Below are 19512 nucleotides of genomic sequence, written 5' to 3' on the forward strand. Positions count from 1 at the left end.
TTCCTTATTCAGCATATTGTTTTATTTCAGATAAAGGCTGCGTTATCCACTAATGGGGCGCGTAAAGCTTGTAAAATAAGAAGGGATTTTGTCAAACGATGTCGAATAAAAAGGGATTATAGGGGCAAGATAGGCTCTTCTTCCCATTGGAGAGCTTGCTAAAGAAGCTGGGTGATAGGGTTGCGGTTAAAAGGTAAGTTGAAACCGAGAAGACAATTCAAAGTTTCGCTACAATTTATGATTATTATTTTGGTTGTTTTAGTTATTATTATTTCCTTGATTATATCCCTGCTTCTCATTCGTAATTTCGTGATTAACAAGCATTTTGATAATACGAAGGAAAAACTTTCGGGTATTGCCAAGCTGGTTGCCAGTGACAACGATGTTATTCGTAATGTTGAACAGGGAGTCCCTGTGAAGCAGATCCAAGACTATTCGCTTGGAGTAATGCATAACGTTAATGTGGATTTTGTAGTCATTCTGAACCACGATTTAATTCGGCTTTCCCATCCGAATGAAACCATGATTGGCAAGCCATTCTCTGATTTGGACGATGCCAGAAAAGCACTATCCGGTCAGGGACATTTTTCTGAAAATATCGGTGTTTTAGGCCAAGGCTACCGTTATTTTACGCCGATATTTAATCAACAGAAAGAGGTCATTGGCATTGTATGTGTAGGACTGACCATGAGAACGCTAAATCATGATTTGATGCAGGCGCAGTATACCATTTTTGGAGGACTGATGCTGGGACTCTTTAGTGGAGTTCTGGGCGCGATCATTCTGGCACAAAAAATCAAAACGATCTTATTTGGGCTGGAACCACAAGAGATAGCAACACGATTACGTGAAAAAGTAATTATTGAAAACGAGGTCGCTGAAGGAATTATAGCCATTTCGGCTGACAAGAAAATTATGCTTATGAACAAGGAAGCTCAGGCCAAGTACCAACTGGTGAATCAAGACAGAAAAGCCCCGATTGGCGAGCAGATCGATACCAACTTTTATAACGCGCTCTTCAAGAAAGTGTTTGATAGTAAGAAGAAGATCAAGGACCGCTCGTTTTATGTGAATGGTATAGAAGTCATTGCGACAGTAACCCCTATACATGTAGAAAATGAGTTTTTTGGGGCAGTTGCTACACTGCGCGACCAATCCGAGATGATTCATCTTAGCAATCAGTTGAGTGGCACAAAATATTATATTAACTCTCTTCGCGGACAGACGCATGAGTTTATGAACAAAATGCACGTGATCTCCGGACTGATTGAGATGAGGAAATATGAAGAAGTCAGTCAGTATATTCAGCAGCTAAATCACCGGTATCAAAATGAAGTAGGCTTTCTAACAGAGAGGATTAAGGTTCCGGCTTTAGCAGGTTTTATTATGGGGAAAATCAACGAAGCACGCGAGCAGAATATTTCGGTGTTACTGGAAGAAAGCTCGAATGTATCCAATCTAGAGATGCAGGACATTGTTCATGATGTCATACACATATTGGGCAATTTTTTTGACAACGCGATAGACTCCATTTTACAAAAAAGGCAACCCGGCAAAATTGAATTGAAATTGAATTATGAGTGTGAGGGAAATGTGTTTATTTTGAAAGTGAAGGATAATGGTATGGGAATTGACTCTGAAATGCAACAAAGAATATTCGAGCATGGCTTCTCAACCAAAGGAGAGGACAGGGGGTACGGTTTGAATCTGGTTAAAACCATGGTGGACAATCACCAGGGCATCATTGAGATTGACAGCCAACCGGGTCTAGGAACAAGTATCTATGTAGAGTTGCCCTGTACATTGGAGGTGACGAGTGAATGAAGGTACTCATTGTTGAGGATGATCCTATGGTTGCTGAGCTCAATCAACAGTTTATTGAGCGTATGGACAACTTGGATGTGGTATGTAAAGCAGATACTGTCCAGAAGGCACAGGATTGTCTTCAGAAGTTCACACCTGATCTGGTATTGCTGGACGTTTATTTACCCGGGAAAAGTGGATTAACCTTGTTATCCCATATGCAGGAGCAGCAGTACCATGCTTCGGTTATTTTAATTACGGCTGCAAAAGATATCCAAACGGTAAAGGAAGCTGTTTTCTATGGAGTGGCAGACTATCTAATTAAGCCTTTTACATTCGAACGCTTTAAGCTGGCTGTTGAGAAAATCCAGCGTTTGGCCACGGTGATGGAGGAAGGGAACGGAATTAATCAAGCTGTCATTGATCAATATTTTAATAAAGAAGAGCCTATGGGTGTAGAAAAGAGAAAACCTGCTAAACAACTATCCCCAAATCTATCGAAAAATCTGTCTAAAAACTTGTCCAAATTGACCATGACTACCATACTGAAGAGTATCCAAGAGCTGGACGGACCTTTTTCGGTTGAAACATTAGCCAGAGAAGTGGACTTGTCCCGTATTACAGTCAAAAAATATATTCAGTTCCTGGTAGACGATGGCTTCCTGATTGAATCGATAGAATACCACAAGGTTGGAAGGCCGCTAATGCTCTATCAGATCAATTCGGATATAAAAGAACCGCCATTTCCAGTATGATCTGGAGATAGCGGTTCTTTACTGTCCAATGAGTGTGCCAAGCTTCCTACCCTATTTCATAGCGAGAACAGGAAGTGGGACCAGATTGTCCGAAGAATGAGTTGTAATGATATCATGGAAGTTTTCGTAGCTGGTTTCAATCATGTTGGATAACGCAGTAACGGTATTCGAGCCGGCATGAGGTGTGACCAACACTCTTGGATACAGCTCCACAAGCTTCTGGATCGTTGGGTCCGGGAGCATTTGCCATGGGTCAAATGCTTTGAAAAATAGTTCTTCCTCTTTAGGAAAGACATCTGTTCCGAACCCTTCCAAATGATTGCTGAGCAAAGCATCCAGAATGGCTTGGTTATCTTGTAATTCCCCACGTGAGGTATTGATGAGAATAGACCCTTTTTTCATTTTTGCTAAAAAGCTAGCATTAATCATTTGGTCGTTCTGTCCCGGCAGGTAAGGAACATGCACACTGACGATATCACTCTCTGCCAGTAGTTCATCCAAGGTTGTGAATGGAATGACGGCCTTGGCAGCCTCCGATTGGTACACATCATAGCCGATAACAGAAGCTCCTAATCCTTTAAATAATTTGGCTTCCGTCAGGCCGATGCGACCGACCCCGATAATCCCAACTTTACAATTGTGAATCTCTTTGCTGAACGTATGCTCGTCCACAATAAAATTTTTGAAAGAGCTTTTGGTAGTCATATAAGCGGTGTGACGGAGCAGCATCATAGCAAGAGTTAAGGATAGCTCTGCAATGGCATTCGGAGAGTAGGATGGCACACGTGCGACCTTCATTCCAAATTCACTGCAGGCATCCAAATCAATATGGTTGATTCCGACGGTTCTGGTGAAAATATATTGAATGCCGTACTGATTGAATTTTGCGAGATTTTCCCGATTGGCAGCACAGTTTCCTCTTAACAAAACAGCATCGTGATGCTGGGCCAGTTGTGCATTGCTGGAGGTCAGCAGCTCTTCTACTAGCGTTAGCTGGAAGTTATATTTATTAAGCTCATGGAAATAGGGCTTCTCATATGAACGGGCACCATAGCAGATGATTTTTAACATGTTGTTTCCCCCCTGATTTAGAAAATTCCAATTTTATCGATGACATTGAGCGTAATAATCCACACCGGAATCATGACGACGGAAGTAATAGTTGATAGAAGCGATGCGTTGGAAGTTAGTACAGCTTCCTTATCAAAACTGATGGCGTAGGCTGCGGCTACGGTAGCTGTAGGAGTAGCCATCATAATGACAATGGTAGATAAAGCGACAGTATCGACCGACAGGATATGAGATATAGTCAACAAAGCCAGCAAAACGATGTTCACAATAGGTACCAGCCAAACTTTAACAAGGCTGTAATACCATGATGTCTTGTCTGTAGCTGCCGACTTGAAGCTGATTTCACCCAAAGTTGAACCAATCGATAACCAGGCCAATGGAGAAGCTAGTCCGGCAAGGTAGGTCATGGGCTTGAACAGCCAGACAGCGGTTTGATCAATTCTTAGAAAAGCAAACTGCTGAATGGTTCCATCCTCTGTAGCCACACTCATTTGTGGTAAATAACCCTGGAACAACCAAACAAACAAGCCTATAAAAGTCGCAATAACAATCGGATTCAAAAACATAGTTTTGAGATTTTTAAGCTCCATTTTTAAGCCGCTCATTTTGATATAGCCATAAGAATATAAGAAAATGCGGTAGCCTATATTAAAAATGGAACTGTACATCACTCCAGTAGGACCGTAAATGGCACCGACAATGGGAATTCCGAAAAAAGTAGTAGAACCGAAAATGGTTAGTACCCGCAAAACATCCTGCTTATCCTTGTTGTAGCTCAGGAAGAACGGCTTGGAGATAAAGATGAGAATGATATAAATGAGAATCCCCCATATTAAAACATTCATGCCCTGTTTTAATATTGTAGGATTGATATCCTGCATGAAAGAATTAAAGGCTAGTGCTGGTAGAGCCACAGTGAGAACAACCTTAGATAGCATCTTTCCTACGGCTGCGGTAAAAATCCCCTTCTTGCGGCAAAAGAAGCCGAGCAGGATAATAAAAACGGTAGAAGCGATAGAACTGACAATACTGTTATCTGTTAAGGTCGCTGTAATCATTTCTAGTAAAGACATAGATAAAATCCTCTCTTGTACCTTTTTTCACATAAATGCCGATGCAAAATGTGACAATGCAATTCCCTGATCTTTTGGCCAAAGTGTTTGGTTTGCACCTTTATAGTAAAAAAACTTTGTGAAAAAAAGAACAATATCTAATTAATTTAACTTATGAAACTAATTTAAAAAATTTATACGTCACATCAGGATGTAAATGTAAGGTGCTCATCAACATACATGCTATAATATAAAAAATTAAATCCAACCTAGTCAGTGGGTTAAATAGATTAGACAAGCAGGAGGGGCCGCATGAATCCGATACAACGTATACTGAACAAATTTCAGCTGATCGTGCTGGACGGCGCAATGGCGACTGAATTGGAACGTCATGGGCATGATCTGAACGATAGCTTATGGTCGGCCAAAATACTCTATGAATATCCGGATTCGATCAAGCGTGTACATCGAGATTACTTTGAGGCTGGGGCAGACTGTGCGATTACGGCGAGCTATCAGGCCACTGTGGAAGGCTACGTTCAACGAGGGCTGAGCGAAAATGAGGCGTTGAAGCTGATTCAGTCATCGGTGCAGATTGCTGTACAGGCACGAGATGAGTTTTGGGCCGATGTGACGGCTACTGCAAGTCAGCAGCATCGTCCCAAGCCGCTGGTTGCGGCCTCTGTCGGACCCTATGGAGCGTTTCTCGCTGATGGTTCAGAGTATCGCGGTGATTACAAGCTGAGCGAAGAGCAGCTTATGGAGTTTCACAGGCCGCGCATGAAAGCTCTGATCGAGGCGGGAGCAGACATTTTAGCCTGTGAAACGATACCCTGCCTGGTGGAAGCCAAGGCTATTGCCCGCTTGCTGAAGGAATTCCCCGGTACGTATGCCTGGATCAGCTTTAGTGCAAAGGATGAGCAGCATATCAGTAATGGCGAGTCTGTCGCCGCATGTGCAAAGTGGCTGAATGAGCATGAGCAGGTGGCTGCGGTAGGGATCAATTGCACGTTGCCCAAATTCATTCCATCTCTTATTCACGAAATACACAGCCATACGGACAAGCCGGTGGTGGTATATCCCAATCTGGGGGAGGAATATGACCCGGTCACCAAGACATGGCAGGGCCATACTTGTACAGAAACGTTCGGACAGAGTGCCCGGCAGTGGTATGAAGCAGGAGCGCGTATGATTGGTGGCTGTTGTCGGACTCAGCCGCAGGATATTAAAGAAATCGTGGCATGGTCGAGAGAGAGATAAACGAGGATAAACTTTAGGGAAAGGTTATCATGGAGTTTTCCTCCATTGCCGCAAAAGAACAAGCAGGCTGAACCAAGTTATGCTCCAGCAATGGAGCAACCTGGTTCAGCCTGCTTGTTGTACAAATAAATTTTTAAAGCCCCGCTTCGTTCAATACCTCTACCTCTCTACCTCTTTGCCAATCCAGATCAGCTTTCCACCAAACGTTCCAGCAGTGCGTCTCCATTGCGGCTGACCCGAATATAGGCGTAATGAGCGTTCTGTTCAACAGTACGTCCGGTTCCTTCAGGAATGAAATAATTCTCAATACCGTACAGAATACGAGAACCATTCCATTGTCCATTGAGAACAATTTCATGATGGGCAAGTTTCTCACCATCTTGATACAGACGATCAGCGATGTATACTCCTTGGCTATTTGGTGTGAGAACGACTTTAACCTTGCCCCGGTTCCAATCCTTCTCCTGAAGAGAGTTCTTAGAAGGAGGAGTAGAAATATCGTAATTCAGTGCCACAAAGTCGCCCTGCAACAGGGAGCGTGGGTCTATAGGAGCCAGCTTGAGCTTAACGGAGGCACCTGTGGCGAGCAGGGTTTCACTTCTCGCCGTCTGATAGCCGATAATTCCTAGCTGTAGCACAATGACAATGGCAATGAGTAACGGGCTTAGGCGCATAAAGCTAAAGCTGCGGTGGTCGGCATCGAACGCTGTTTTGCCGCTATGGGCCATTCGTCGATCGAACCACCAGGTAATTCCCAGTACAATGATTCCCAGTAGCGCCAGTGTAAAAGATTTATACAGCAGCGTCCACAGTAAATCATAGTATTTGAAGCCGATAAAAATAAACCAGAATACGACGCTCGTAATAGCCTCCGATTTTTGTTTGTGACGGATAAAGGCAAAGACCATCCATGTAACGATAACAAAATAAAAAATGTTCATGAACATATAAGAGTGTGGAATGACATCCTCGAAAAACGTCGTCCAAAACAGAAACAATAAGCTGAAAAATAATGAACTATCCCGAAGATGTCCTTTTAGCTCTGTCTTGGGTCTAAAGTAGCTTAGCCCATATAAGACGGCATTGAGAGCGAACAGGGCGAAGATGATGAACTTATAGGTCCAGTTCCAGCCATCCCACTCTTGATACTGTTGAAACAAAACAGTTGCCATATTCAGGTTTACAAAAGTATAGGCAAAAAATCGCTGCCTTTTCCCCTTGGAGCGAAACCATCCGGCGATGGAAACGATCAGAAATAATACCGAAAGTAGCGTCTGATCTGACCATAGAATGGCCGCCAGGCCGGTAATATAGCTGATGGTCAGCAGCGTATAACGGATTACAGAATCCAGCTTGGACTCTGGTATGACGATCATCGTAATCATCAGCAACAAAGACACGCCCAGCAGTACATATTCGGTGTGATTTACGTTCGTGCTAATCATAATCAGTCCGATGAGAGATATACTGCCAATCAGCACTCCAACCACTTTGATTATGCGAGATACGGTTTTGGTGATCCACTCACTGCTATGTTCCTCAGGGACGGCTGTCTCATCCGGAGATGGTTTTCCCAAACGATTTAAATAACGGAAAAACCATACGTTACCCGTCAATAGCAGTGCCACAAAAATCAACCCGAAAACAAAGAATAGTGATGAAGAGTACGCCTCTGCCAGCTCTATAAATTTAAAGACAGCAAACGCCGAAAGCGCCAATGCATTCAAGGTCAGTAACGTTTTATTCAGCCGAACCTTGGTAAATATATAAAATCCTAAAGCAATCACAGCGATATGCGGTATATTCATGATTAGGCCATATCCATCGAATGCAAAGGAGTTGGTCATCGCCAACATAGCTATATGGAGAACAGTAAAGCTCATATATTGTAGTGGAGCCGAATGTATACGATGAAGGAACGTCAATAGAAATAGCACCAGATTGAATATTGCGAACACTCCAGCGATGGACAACGATTCCAGTTGGCTATAAGACGGGCTTTGCATCGTTGGATAGAAGTAAAGCCATACCCCTAAATGAATCAGTACATAAGACAGCATATATAAAGGATTGTAGCGAGTAATCCAGCTAAGCAGTAAAGCCGGCACTGACCAAATGAAAAACAACCCGTAGCTGTCCGCATGGGAGTTGTAAATTTGACCGAGCAACGCCACGGAAACGCCGAAGGCTACACAGCCAGCCACCAGAAATATATTGGACAGAAAAGCTTGTTGCCCGGGAACAGCACGTATACGTGCAAATACAAAAGATAAGCCATAAAACAAAACAATAAGCGCAACAGCTAGCACGATTTTGACTGTTCGATCCAGTCCGCCCCAATTGGAGGCGAAAAAATAAATAATCGCAGCCAGTATCAGTGAGATGCCCAGCAGATAACCTGTACGTATAGCATTGAATCGCAGCATGGAATTCACGTACCTTTCCTGTTGGTTTGATGCTTATTATAGCGTTGATAGCGCTCAGAACCAAGTACAAATTAGGATCAGGTCATAAAAAAGGGAGAGCCGCCGTATGATGGTGGTTCTCCTGTATCATTACTGGATTCCGACTAAGCGTTGGCAGTGCGGATCTCTTGCCGGGACTGATGCCGGAAGCGATACTCTCGGGGTGGGATTCCTGCTGTTTTCTTAAATGCTTTGGAAAAGGTGGACATATCGGTATATCCGATGGATTGGGCGATAATCGACAAATTGTAAGTAGTTTGTTCCAGCAATCTTTTGGCTTCGTTAATCTTGAGAGTTTGCAAATACTTGGCGGGGGATATGAGAAAGGTGGAATGGAATTTACGTGAAAAATGCGCACGATCCACACCTACATGCTCAGCAATTTGCTCGATTGTAACACGGTCACAATAATGCATTTCGATGTAATCTTTCCCCTGCTGGAGCCAATAATCAGAGCATACAGAGTTGCGCAGAGCGCCAGATGTGTTGCGGGACAACTCCTCGAAGATCTGGTGTAGTGTAATTAAGCGGGCCAGATCGCTGCCCTGTCTGTTGTGGTCGTTGACGATGGAAAATAGGTTGGAGATAAGCTCGAGGATGTCCTCGCTCACTGCGTTAGCTATAAATGGCTTAGAGGGGGTAATCCCGATCCGCTCGAGTAGCGCCAGTGATTTTGGTCCCTCAAAGGCAATCCATACCTTTTGTAACGGGTGCTCTTGGTTGGTGTAATATTCATGGGCAAGATGGGGGGGAAAACAGAATAAATCAGACTTTTGGACACGATACTTCTTTTCCTTATAAATGAACTCAGCCTGCCCTTCAAGTACAAAAATAAAATAAAAATAAGGGACAGCCTTGGGGCCGACATGACAGCTTGTTTTCGAAATATCCATACCCAGTCTGACCGGCCAAATAGCACTGGATTTTTCCAGTTCGGTTGTTGTGAAATAATGGTCTTCCACGATGTCGAAGTGATCTTCATTCTTTGTTCTTCTCATATTGTCACCTCTCCTTTGGTGGAGATAAGGGAATTTTGATTTTATTGTATATAAAGGAAAGTGTAATTACAAGTTAATTCATTGGAATTTGGGGTTATAAAATTAAATTGCTTTATAGAGGATACTGTTTATACCTGCTGTCGGATCGTGTCATGGGTAAAACATTCGAATCCAGTAGCATTCAGATATGCATGATAAAGGCTCCATGGCTGGTTTGAGACGAGCCGTGGAGCTTTATAGAGTTCGGTGCTATACGATTAGCCTATGTCTATACGTTCAGGATTCCTTCTTTTGGGGTAACATTAAAGGCTTTAGCCAGATCGGCCAATTCCTGATCTGTAATCCGTTGCTTGATCTCATGGTGAGCAATGAGCATGTAAATTTGCGCCGCTTTTTCAATCGTCTCAATGAGACCAAACGCTTCATCAATGGAGCTGCCCGTTCCGAAAATGCCATGATGAGGCCATAATACAGCGTGATGATCCTTCATTTTTTTAGCCGTTTCGCGGCCGATTTCGCTGGAACCCGGTACCATCCAAGGGATTACACCGATACCGTCTGGAAAGACGACAATACATTCGGTACACATTTCCCACAGCGTTTTGGTGAATTGGTTTTCGTCCAGACTATGAATGAAGGTCATGGCAATAACATGGGTGGCATGATTATGAATCACCACACGATGGTTAGGATCGACCTTCAAGCGCTCAATGTGGCTCATAAAATGGGAAGGCAACTCACTGGTAGGCACTGCGCCATGTTTGAGGCCCCACAAAATTTCTAACTGCTCACCATCTTGGGATACACGCAGGACTCCTAAATTGGCTTCCGGATCGGCAATAACGTTTTTGAAGTACTTGCCTGATCCAGTGACGATAAAATATTTGCCTGCCAGTTCATTCACTGGGAAAGCGGGTTTAATCGTTCGAATGACTTTTTGAATATCAATATATTTGGCAACCTCGGCCTCATCCAGAATATAACTTACATTGCCTCCATTGCGTTCATCCCAGCCGAATTTCCACATGTTTTGCGTAATTTCCGCCATCTCGCGAACAAATGGGATATCCAGTCCTGATTTTCGTTCTTTTTGATTCTCCAGCACAGTAGTCATGGATGATCTCTCCCTTTGGATGATATAAATATAAAATTATCAGTGCAGTAGTTTATCGTTTCAGCAGGACCTGGTGTTCATAGTTTTTAGCTTCGGTTAGCCATTCCTCACGAACGGGAACGCCGTTTTGAGCGCAATAGTAATCCCATACAGCCCCAAACGGATAGGATTTAAACTCTTCGACCAAGGCAAGGCGTGTCGTGAAGTCTCTTTCCTCTTCGGCCTTTTTCAGTTCCTCAATCGGTTCCAGCATGGCGCGAAGCAACGCTTTGATGGTGTTGCGTGTTCCAATGACCCAAGCGGCCACATGGTTAATACTTCCATCAAAGAAATCAAGGCCGATATGAGTGCGGGAGAGCAGCTCACCGCGCACCAGCTCACGGGCAATGTCCAGCAATTCGTCGTCCATCGTCACGACATGATCGCTATCCCAACGAACAGGTCTGCTGACATGGAGCAATAATTGATCGGTAAACATCAGCACAGAGGATAGTTTGTTCGAAATGACTTCTGTCGGGTGGAAGTGACCGGAATCGAGACAGATAGATTTACCCCGTGTCAGGGCGTAACCCATATAGAACTCATGAGAGCCGACGACATAGCTTTCCGAACCGATGCCGAACAGTTTACTTTCAACTGCATCGATGTTGTAATCTTCACTAATTTCCTCACTGAAAATTTCGTCCAGAGCGTCCCGCAGACGTTCTCTTGGAGCCAAGCGATCCACCGGGGTATCCTTGTAACCATCCGGCATCCAGTGGTTTGTGACACACGGCTGACCGAGTTCTTTACCGAAATGTTCTGCAATCCTGCGTGATTTTTTACAGTGTGTGATCCAGAAATCGCGAATATCCGGATCCTTGTGACTTAGTGTGAAGCCATCCTCCGCTTTGGGGTGGGAGAACAGGGTCGGATTAAAATCAAGTCCAAGCCCTTGCTGTTTGGCCCAGTCTACCCAGTTCTGAAAATGGCGTGGCTCCAGTTGATCCAAATCTACTTGTTCTGTAGTATCCGCATAGATCGCATGCAGATTAACCTTGTGTTTACCGGGGATGAGCGATAGAGCTTTTTCTAAATCCTGACGCAGCTCATTAGGCGTGCCTGCTCTACCTGGGTAGCTGCCTGTTACGGCAATTCCCCCGCTAAGCTGTTTATCTTTGAACAGGAAACCCTGCACATCGTCTCCCTGCCAGCAATGTAGTGATATTTTAATTTGTGAGAGTTTCCGTAAAACGTCATCCACCTGAATACCGTGGCGGGCATACAGCTTTTTCGCTTCGTTATAACTCGCTTCAATGGCTTCGTTCATGACTTTACTCCTTTATTGAGATATGTGAGTAGGGGATGTTGCTTGTATTTTGAGGCGTTCCCAGCGATCCAGAAGCTCTTTCATGCCTTCCACTGATTGCGGCTCATATAGCCGAGTCGGGAAGGAGTTAGCTATGGTTCGGCCAGCAGCTTTCAGATCTCCAAGAGCACCAGAGCTGATTAATTGCACGACAATATTGCCGATGGCCGTCGATTCGGAAGGTCCTGCCTGAACCTCGATTTCTAAAAGGTCGGCTGTTAGCTGACATAGTAATTCGTTGTTTGCGCCTCCGCCGACAATGTGCAATCGGGTAATCGTTTCGTCTGTTAAACGTTGTAGCTCATGTAGGGCATCCCGGTAGCTTAAGGCCAGACTGTCGAAAATACAGCGGGCAAGCGCGCCAGGTGTGTGCGGGATAGTCTGCCCGGTTTCTTCACAGAACCTCTGAATCTCAAGGGTCATACTATCTGGATTTAAGAATGAGGACTGGTTGCAGAGGACGAGACTGACAAATGGTGTCTCTGCTGAAGCCAATTCGGCCAATTCAGCAAAACTATGTGCAGAGCCTCCCTCTCTTCTAACCTCCTGAATCATCCATAAGCCCATAATATTTTTCAAAAAACGGTACGTATCGTAAGCGCCCCACTCATTGGTGTAGTTCGCCTGCATAGCTGTCTTGGTATTCAAGGGTTGGGATCGTTCCATACCCAGTAGCGACCATGTTCCACTGCTAATATAAGCCCAAGACTCTTCCCGCGGTGATGGAACACCTGCAACCGCTGAGGCGGTATCGTGCGTAGGCACAAGGATGAGTTGGCAGTCTGGAAGATCGTACTTCCGAACAAGCTCCGGCAAGATGGGGCCCAGGACGCGTCCAGGCTCAGCCAGCTCCGAAAATTGATTGCGCCGAAGCTGGAGCAGGGAGAGCAGATCCTCATCAAATTCTCGGGTGTTTACGTTGAGAAGCTGCATCGTGGATGCATTGGTCATTTCATTGACCATAATGCCAGTCAAGCGATAGTACAGATAATCGGGAACCATCAATATTTTATCTGCCTGGGCGAGTTGTTCCCGATCATGGACGAACAGCTGATACAAGGTATTAAAGTTTAGTTCCTGGATGCCCGTTTTCTCATATACATCCTCTCGGCTGATGAGCTGGTGCAGCTTATCGGGGGCTTGTAGAGTGCGTGCATCGCGGTATGCGTACACCTCATGGATGCGATGACCTTCCTTATGAAGTAACACGTAATCTACAGCCCATGTATCAATGCCGAGCGTACAAGATTCAATCCCGTTTTGCTTAGCCTTTTGCAGTCCTTGAATGATCTCATCAAATAAATTGTCTATATTCCAGTAATTGTGCCCGTGCCTCTCAGTAAAGGAGTTGTTGAAACGATGAAGCTCTTGCAAGTGAATTTGTTCACCTTGTAGGGTTGCACTCACGAGTCTTCCGCTTGAAGCTCCAATATCAACAGCAAGATAGTTGTTCATATCTAATCTCCTTGCATGGTGAAGTCCTGGCAGCCCGAAAGTCTGCCTTTTGTTTCTTAACTAATTCCATACTACTTCCGTTTGTCTGTGTAGTCAACATAAACGGAAGTATAATTTTTGGTTTTTCTTTTGAATTTAAAAATAAAAATAAAATTAAATGTTGTTTTGTGTGGTTTTGTGTTTTTTAACATCTGCTTTCTATTATATATATACCTCAAACAGTGATCGGTGTGTTGCTGAGACATTCAAATTGTGGAAGGTTCTCCAAATGCCGCTGTTTGTATGAAAAATAGTCTTGAAACCGCCCGCCAGAGGGTGTAGTATACAAGATATCAATTTCATATGACTCGTATAATATTGGGGATATGGCCCAAAAGTTTCTACCGGATGACCACTGTAATCGTCCGACTATGAGTGATAGCGCATCAGCTTCGGATGAATGCGGGCATTTTATTTGTGCGCCAATCCGTTAGGGATTACGACCCCAAGGACAGGCTTCACTTGAGAAACGACTCAAGGGAGCTTGTCCTTTTTTGGTTTTCGTAGGTTTTATTCTATTTTAAAGTACAGAGGAGCGATATTCGCATAATGAAAGCTTTGGAAGAACGTATTCGTCAAGAGGGACAGATTTTATCCGATACGGTGTTAAAGGTAGATTCATTTTTGAATCATCAGGTGGATACAGCATTAGCATTGGAGATTGGCAAGGAGTTCGCACGCCTGTTCGGCAGTGCTCCGATTACCAAGGTACTTACCATTGAAGCTAGTGGCATTCAATTTGCGATGGCTACTGCTATTGCCTTGGGGGTACCGTTCATTTATGCGAAGAAAAAGAAGGCGATCACGCTGAATGAACAGGTATACTTCGCAGAGGTTCATTCATTCACTCGGCAGGAAACCTATCAGGTGAGCATTTCCCAAAAATATCTCGATGCTAGCGACCATGTACTGATCGTGGATGATTTCTTGGCTACTGGTGCAGCTTTGGTCGGACTTACGGATATTGTGAAGGAAGCAGGAGCGGAACTGGCCGGAGTCGGCTGTGTAATTGAAAAGAGCTTTCAGGAAGGCCGCGGGCTGTTGGAGCAAAGGGGCATTGCCGTACGTTCTCTTGCGCGTATCGCTTCCATGGCACCGGGCGAAGTCCATTTTATAGAGGATGCTGGCATGGTGATTCCTCCCGTTAAGGAGAATGTGGGATGTTAAGTAAACAAAAATTATTTGCGCTGGGCTTCCAGCATGTCATGGCGATGTACGCCGGAGCCATTGCTGTTCCTCTGATTGTAGGGGGAGCACTTCACCTGACGCCAGCCCAGATGGCCTATCTAGTGGCTGCTGATCTATTCACTTGCGGGATTGCTACGTTATTACAGATTATGGGCTCACGCTTTTTTGGAAGTAGATTGCCTGTCATTTTGGGCTGTACGTTTACGGCAGTAGGACCCATTATCGCAATTGCTTCGACCTCAAATCTGGCGACAGCATACGGTGCCATCATTTTGTCCGGTATATTTGTGGTGCTTGCGGCACCGCTATATGGCAAACTGTTACGCTTTTTCCCAACAGTGGTTACCGGCTCGGTCGTTACGATTATCGGTCTATCCCTTATTCCGGTGGCGATGAACAATGTAGCGGGTGGTCAGGGTAGCGCGGATTTTGGACAGCCGCGTAATTTGCTGCTGGCACTGGTTACACTACTGGTTATTCTGCTTGTCAATCGAGTAGCTAAGGGCTTTTTACGCTCGATTTCCGTACTTATTGGTCTGTTCGCAGGTACTGTAGTCGCCTATGCGATGGGAATGGTGCACTTTGCTCCCGTAGCGGATGCTTCATGGGTGAGTATTGCGCAGCCGTTTTATTTTGGTAAGCCAGAATTCAGCATTATGGCGGTATGCACGATGATTATCGTCAATATTGTCAGCATGGTCGAGTCTACGGGGGTTTATCTGGCAGTAGGTAAAGCGATTGATCAGAAGGTGGAACAAAAGCAAATCGTCAATGGACTTCGTTCGGAGGGACTTGCGATTATGCTGGGCGGTATATTTAATGCGTTCCCTTACACAGCCTTCTCGCAAAATGTGGGTCTGATCTCGCTAACTCGCGTCAAATCGCGTAACGTTATTTTTGCTGCGGGCGGTATCATGGTCGTTCTCGGTTTGCTGCCTAAGCTGGCTGCCTTGACGACAGTGATTCCTAACGCTGTGCTGGGCGGGGCAATGATCGTCATGTTTGGCTCGGTTGCTGCATCAGGCATGTCTATTTTGTCAGAAGTAGATCTGCGGAAGGAAAGCAATCTGCTGATCGCAGCATGCAGTATTGCTGTAGGCCTAGGCTCAGCTGTTCTGCCGCAAATGTTTGACCAACTGCCTAGCTTTGCCAAAATGCTGCTGCAAAATGGTATTGTATCGGGCTCGATTACGGCAATTGTCTTGAACATCGTTTTGGCAAGAAAACAAGCTGAATCGGTCAAAGGCGTAAATGTCTCGGAGGTTCCACAGAAGGTTTGATGAATAGGAAATAGATAAAAACAGCCGGAAAGAGGACGTAGCCTCTTTTCCGGCTGTTTGGCATGGGGTTACCAAGAGCAGGTTATTTATTAAGCAACATGAAGTTATTGATAACCCCCCTCTTGTATGAAAATGGAGGATTGAGAACCTACTAGAAAAGTTTGCTAGAGTAGTAGGAAGAGGAATGGTATAATCTAAACTATGGATTTTGAATAGTGGTGGATGTTTTCGGACCATGGCGCAGCTTCCCGAAAGGGGGTGAAGCCGATGGTCACACTTGTGTCGTGCTACGATGTGTTGCGTTGGATGGTTACGTTACTAAGCCTGGTGTTTAGTATTCGTAAACTTTATCGCTGGCTGCGTCGGAAATTTCGGAACAAGCGAAAACCCACCGCTTGATTAGGTTAGGCGCCTAACGGTGGGTTTAGCTAAGCATTTAGCGCGCCGTGGTGATCCACAGCCTTTCAAATCCTAGGAGTCTTTGCCGTTGGCGCGGCGAAGGCTCTTTTTAGTATACGGATACGGTGGATATCTCTATACCTAATTTTAGCACGTGAATTGCGTGCATGCAATGAATAGTCACAGCCTTGATTCTCATCGTATCATTCAAATTTAAAATATTACGCTGCATTTGTTGACAAGCCAGTAGCAACAAAATAAGATAATCCTAATTCGTAATAAAAAGGAATAAAGGAAGAAAACAGGTGTGAGCCGGACAACTCTATATACGAGGTTTTGTTGAGACGATGTAGATAGTTGTTGAGCGTGTTCACTTAAAAGGGAAGTTCGGTAGATTCCGACACGGACCCGCCACTGTATACAGGCATCAGCAGGGTACTGCTGGAGCTTTCAGAATAGCCACTGGAACTGTGAGGAACCGGGAAGGCCTGAAAGATAAGCCTGGAGTCAGGAGACCTGCCTGTTTTGACATCACTGTCAGACCCACGGGATGCTGGGGAGGTGGTTAGGCGTGCTGCATACGGAATGTCTGAAACCGATCTGATCCCTTCTATGTTTTTGGAGTTGGCTTTGAGGTGAGTTTTGACATTTTATAATGAAAGCATTTCTGACTGCTGGTCAAGTGGTTGGGAATGCTTTTTTCGCGTTTTGCGTTAGGTTTATACGATATTTTACAAGATAGAGGAGGACATGTGGGATGATAGGCAATCGTAATAGGCGTTCATGGTTCATATGTACAGGATTGCTGCTGCTGATGGCAGTTATGGCTTCGGGATGCGGCACAGCCACGAAGACGGAGGATAGCTCAGGCAAGGGTGAGAATACGCCTGCACAACAGACTCCAGCAGGTAAAAAGCTGGTGATGGCGTATACGTGGAAACCGTCAGGCGTCGATCCGCATGGAGACAATAGCTGGGATGTGATGCGTTCCGGTGCCGGTGAGACACTCATTCGTTTGAATGAAAAGTTGGAGCCTGTGGCTTGGCTAGCCAAGGAATGGAAGCACGACAGTCCTAACGTGTGGACGTTCAGCTTGCAGGATAAGGTCACTTTTCATGATGGAAAGAGTATGGATGCAGCAAGTGTAAAAGCATCTTTGCTGCGCTCTATCGAGAAAAGTCACCTGGCGAAGGATTTACTGGATGTGAAGTCCATTGATGTAAATGGCCCGCTGACGCTGAAAATCACGACAAACCAGCCGAATGCAGCGCTGGCATCCAATCTGGCTGATCCGTCAACAATCGTGCTGGATGTGGCATCCATGAAAGATGAGCAGAGCTACCCTGCAATGACAGGTGCTTTTAAAATCAAAGCCTTTAACAAGGATCAATCCTTGGTCGTAGAGCGTTATGACGGATATTGGGGCGAAAAGGCACGACTGGCTGAAGCAACGATGAAATTCATTACGGACGGTAATTCGCGCCTGATGGCGTTGCAATCCGGTGAGGTGGATGTAGCGACGGATATTCCGGTAGATAACGCAGAGGTATTAAAAAAGAACGACAAGCTACAAGTGCTGTCGGCTCCGTCCTTGCGTACCCATATGATTGTGTACAACATGGAATCGTCTGTGTTCAAGGATGCGACCAACCGTAAGGTGGTAGACAGTCTGATTCCGCGCGCATCCATTGTGAGCGCCGTCATGAGGGGCTACGGTACGGAAGCAAGCAGCCCGTTTCCGAGTATCCTTCCCTTCGGTAAGATTGAGCGCAAAGCATTGAACGGAACGGCAGAGCAGTTGTTGACGAAGGATGGCTGGCAAAAGGATGCCCAAGGCACATGGTCCAAGCAGGGCAAGCCATTCGAGGTTACGCTGCTGACCTTCCCTCAGCGTCCGGAGCTATCCGTCATGGCTGAGGTTATTCAGAGCCAGTTGCTGAATGAGGGAATCCAGGTCAAAATTCGCAAGGTGGAAAATATCGACGAGGCGTTGACCAAAAACGATTGGGATTTTGCTATGTACAGCATGCTCACGGCCCATACAGGGGAACCGCAGTATTTTATGGACATGTTCTACTCCTCTACAAGTGAAGCTAATGTAAGCCGTTATGCTTCCAAACCGCTGGAGAATATTCTTCACAGCCTGAAGTTGGCAAAGGATACCACACAGCGTAATGCAGTAACACTGCAAGCGCTGGATATCATCAATACAGACTTGCCGCAGTCATTCATTGTACACCCTGACAATGTGTTTGGCGTGAAAAAAGGGGTAGAGGGCTTTACGCCGCATCCGATCGAGTATTACTACATTACAGCGCAATCTGATATTGCGGAATAACGAGCTACGTATCCTATGATTCGTTTTATACTGGAACGTGTGGCGCAGCTGCCCATCATTGTATTCGTTGTATCCACGCTGACTTTTGTACTGATGAGGCTGGCCCCTGGTGACCCTGCCCTCATTTTGCTAACCGCGCATAATGTTCCTGCTTCTGGGGAGGCGCTGACCGCGTTGCGAAACGAACTGGGCTTGAATAAGCCGCTTCATATTCAATATGTGAACTGGCTGCGGGATGTGTTCACGGGACATTGGGGAACCTCATATGTGTCCAAGGAGTTGGTGCTAAACGAACTGTGGAGCAGACTGCCCGCTACGGTGGAGCTAGCTTTGGCGGGCTTTGCCGTCATGACGGTGCTTACGCTTGGGATGGGGCTGGCTGCCTCGCTAAAAGTCAGCGGTCCACTAGATCGTCTGGGCAGGCTGTTCGCTTTGCTGGGATCGTCGATCCCTTCTTTTTGGCTTGGTTTTCTGCTGATCTATCTATTTTCCGTTCGCTTGGGCTGGCTCCCATCCATGGGAAGGGAGGACTGGACACATTTAGTACTCCCAGCGCTGACCCTTGGTGCAGGATTGGGAACGGTGCAAGCTCGTGTATTGCGTGCTCAAATGCTGGAGCTGAGTGACCGAAATTTTGTGAAAGCAGCGAGGGCTCGCGGTTTTTCCCGTATGCATATTCTCTTTTTTGAGCTATTTAAACATGCCGTTCTGCCAATGATTACGCTGTTAGGTACGAATCTATCATTTATGCTGGCAGGTAACGTCATCGTAGAGACCATTTTTTCATGGCCAGGGTTGGGCAAGTATTTTATAGATGCAATTACGCAGCGGGATTACCCGGTGATTCAGGGATATGTTATGTTTGCTGCATTTTTAATTGTAGGTGTTCAGTGTTTGGTGGATGTGGTCCAGACGGTGATAGATCCAAGGCTGCGTTTGCGTTAAGG

14 protein-coding genes and 2 riboswitches are annotated in these 19512 nt (G+C 45.4%); of the genes, 7 read left to right on the top strand and 7 right to left on the bottom strand.

The features are described from left to right. The first annotated feature begins 171 nt into the window (after nt 1-171). Nucleotides 172-1824, top strand: coding sequence for an ATP-binding protein (locus tag C0638_RS08515; protein ID WP_233902300.1), 1653 nt, complete (start codon nt 172-174; stop codon nt 1822-1824). Then, nucleotides 1821-2558, top strand: coding sequence for a response regulator (locus tag C0638_RS08520; protein WP_102163426.1), 738 nt, complete (start codon nt 1821-1823; stop codon nt 2556-2558). Before C0638_RS08515 ends, C0638_RS08520 begins: the two co-directional genes overlap by 4 nt. A 51-nt stretch (nt 2559-2609) precedes the next feature. Here the strand turns inward: C0638_RS08520 and C0638_RS08525 are convergent, their stop codons facing one another. Both C0638_RS08525 and C0638_RS08530 read right to left on the bottom strand, forming a co-directional pair. Then, complete coding sequence (locus C0638_RS08525) at nt 2610-3629, bottom strand: 2-hydroxyacid dehydrogenase (RefSeq protein ID WP_102163428.1); 1020 nt, start codon at nt 3627-3629, stop codon at nt 2610-2612. 17 nt (nt 3630-3646) lie between these two features. Next, on the bottom strand, nt 3647-4702 hold the full coding sequence (locus tag C0638_RS08530) for an AEC family transporter (protein WP_013373759.1): 1056 nt from the start codon (nt 4700-4702) through the stop codon (nt 3647-3649). Between the two features lie 291 nt (nt 4703-4993). Here C0638_RS08530 and mmuM point away from each other — a divergent pair, with 291 nt between their 5' ends. Further along, on the top strand, nt 4994-5941 hold the full coding sequence (mmuM, locus tag C0638_RS08535) for a homocysteine S-methyltransferase (protein ID WP_102163430.1): 948 nt from the start codon (nt 4994-4996) through the stop codon (nt 5939-5941). A 188-nt stretch (nt 5942-6129) separates the two neighbouring features. Here the strand turns inward: mmuM and C0638_RS08540 are convergent, their stop codons facing one another. From C0638_RS08540 to rhaB, 5 genes are all read right to left on the bottom strand, one after another. Beyond that, nucleotides 6130-8367, bottom strand: a complete 2238-nt coding sequence (locus tag C0638_RS08540) for a GDYXXLXY domain-containing protein (RefSeq protein ID WP_199771173.1) — start codon at nt 8365-8367, stop codon at nt 6130-6132. 143 nt (nt 8368-8510) lie between these two features. Further along, nucleotides 8511-9404: an AraC family transcriptional regulator gene (locus tag C0638_RS08545; RefSeq protein ID WP_013373756.1), complete on the bottom strand. Its 894-nt coding sequence runs from the start codon at nt 9402-9404 to the stop codon at nt 8511-8513. A 268-nt stretch (nt 9405-9672) separates the two neighbouring features. Beyond that, complete coding sequence (rhaD, locus tag C0638_RS08550) at nt 9673-10518, bottom strand: rhamnulose-1-phosphate aldolase (RefSeq protein WP_102163434.1); 846 nt, start codon at nt 10516-10518, stop codon at nt 9673-9675. 52 nt (nt 10519-10570) lie between these two features. Further along, nucleotides 10571-11827 carry an L-rhamnose isomerase gene (gene rhaA / locus C0638_RS08555; protein WP_102163436.1) on the bottom strand — a complete coding sequence of 419 codons (1257 nt, stop codon included), beginning with the start codon at nt 11825-11827 and terminating at the stop codon, nt 10571-10573. A gap of 12 nt (nt 11828-11839) precedes the next feature. Continuing rightward, nucleotides 11840-13321, bottom strand: a complete 1482-nt coding sequence (gene rhaB / locus C0638_RS08560; RefSeq protein WP_102163437.1) for a rhamnulokinase — start codon at nt 13319-13321, stop codon at nt 11840-11842. Between the two features lie 327 nt (nt 13322-13648). Continuing rightward, nucleotides 13649-13752, top strand: a riboswitch (purine riboswitch). Nucleotides 13753-13909: 157 nt separating this feature from the next. Between rhaB and C0638_RS08565 the strand changes: the two genes are divergently transcribed. The 4 genes from C0638_RS08565 to nikB all read left to right on the top strand — a co-directional run bounded on the left by C0638_RS08565 (nt 13910) and on the right by nikB (nt 19510). Further along, a complete protein-coding gene (locus C0638_RS08565; protein ID WP_102163439.1) occupies nt 13910-14527 on the top strand; it encodes a xanthine phosphoribosyltransferase in 618 nt (205 codons plus the stop codon). Continuing rightward, nucleotides 14521-15828 (top strand): nucleobase:cation symporter-2 family protein, encoded by a 1308-nt coding sequence (locus tag C0638_RS08570; RefSeq protein ID WP_058830975.1) that lies wholly within the window; start codon nt 14521-14523, stop codon nt 15826-15828. The genes C0638_RS08565 and C0638_RS08570 overlap by 7 nt, the downstream gene beginning before the upstream one ends. 733 nt (nt 15829-16561) lie before the next feature. Continuing rightward, nucleotides 16562-16765, top strand: a riboswitch (cobalamin riboswitch). A gap of 219 nt (nt 16766-16984) precedes the next feature. Next, on the top strand, nt 16985-18565 hold the full coding sequence (locus tag C0638_RS08575) for an ABC transporter substrate-binding protein (RefSeq protein WP_102163441.1): 1581 nt from the start codon (nt 16985-16987) through the stop codon (nt 18563-18565). Between the two features lie 15 nt (nt 18566-18580). After that, nucleotides 18581-19510: a nickel ABC transporter permease gene (gene nikB / locus C0638_RS08580; protein ID WP_102163443.1), complete on the top strand. Its 930-nt coding sequence runs from the start codon at nt 18581-18583 to the stop codon at nt 19508-19510. Nucleotides 19511-19512 lie beyond the last annotated feature (2 nt).

The sequence above is a fragment of the Paenibacillus sp. lzh-N1 genome, from assembly GCF_002872435.1.
Taxonomy (GTDB): domain Bacteria; phylum Bacillota; class Bacilli; order Paenibacillales; family Paenibacillaceae; genus Paenibacillus; species Paenibacillus polymyxa_C.

Excerpts from the sequence above, each read along its gene's own strand:
- C0638_RS08520 (WP_102163426.1), top strand. The coding sequence starts at position 1,821 with ATGAAGGTACTCATTGTTGAGGATGATCCTATGGTTGCTGAGCTCAAT.
- C0638_RS08525 (WP_102163428.1), bottom strand. The coding sequence starts at position 3,629 with ATGTTAAAAATCATCTGCTATGGTGCCCGTTCATATGAGAAGCCCTAT.
- C0638_RS08530 (WP_013373759.1), bottom strand. The coding sequence starts at position 4,702 with ATGTCTTTACTAGAAATGATTACAGCGACCTTAACAGATAACAGTATT.
- mmuM (WP_102163430.1), top strand. The coding sequence starts at position 4,994 with ATGAATCCGATACAACGTATACTGAACAAATTTCAGCTGATCGTGCTG.
- C0638_RS08540 (WP_199771173.1), bottom strand. The coding sequence starts at position 8,367 with ATGCTGCGATTCAATGCTATACGTACAGGTTATCTGCTGGGCATCTCA.
- C0638_RS08545 (WP_013373756.1), bottom strand. The coding sequence starts at position 9,404 with ATGAGAAGAACAAAGAATGAAGATCACTTCGACATCGTGGAAGACCAT.
- rhaD (WP_102163434.1), bottom strand. The coding sequence starts at position 10,518 with ATGACTACTGTGCTGGAGAATCAAAAAGAACGAAAATCAGGACTGGAT.
- rhaA (WP_102163436.1), bottom strand. The coding sequence starts at position 11,827 with ATGAACGAAGCCATTGAAGCGAGTTATAACGAAGCGAAAAAGCTGTAT.
- rhaB (WP_102163437.1), bottom strand. The coding sequence starts at position 13,321 with ATGAACAACTATCTTGCTGTTGATATTGGAGCTTCAAGCGGAAGACTC.
- C0638_RS08565 (WP_102163439.1), top strand. The coding sequence starts at position 13,910 with ATGAAAGCTTTGGAAGAACGTATTCGTCAAGAGGGACAGATTTTATCC.
- C0638_RS08570 (WP_058830975.1), top strand. The coding sequence starts at position 14,521 with ATGTTAAGTAAACAAAAATTATTTGCGCTGGGCTTCCAGCATGTCATG.
- C0638_RS08575 (WP_102163441.1), top strand. The coding sequence starts at position 16,985 with ATGATAGGCAATCGTAATAGGCGTTCATGGTTCATATGTACAGGATTG.
- nikB (WP_102163443.1), top strand. The coding sequence starts at position 18,581 with ATGATTCGTTTTATACTGGAACGTGTGGCGCAGCTGCCCATCATTGTA.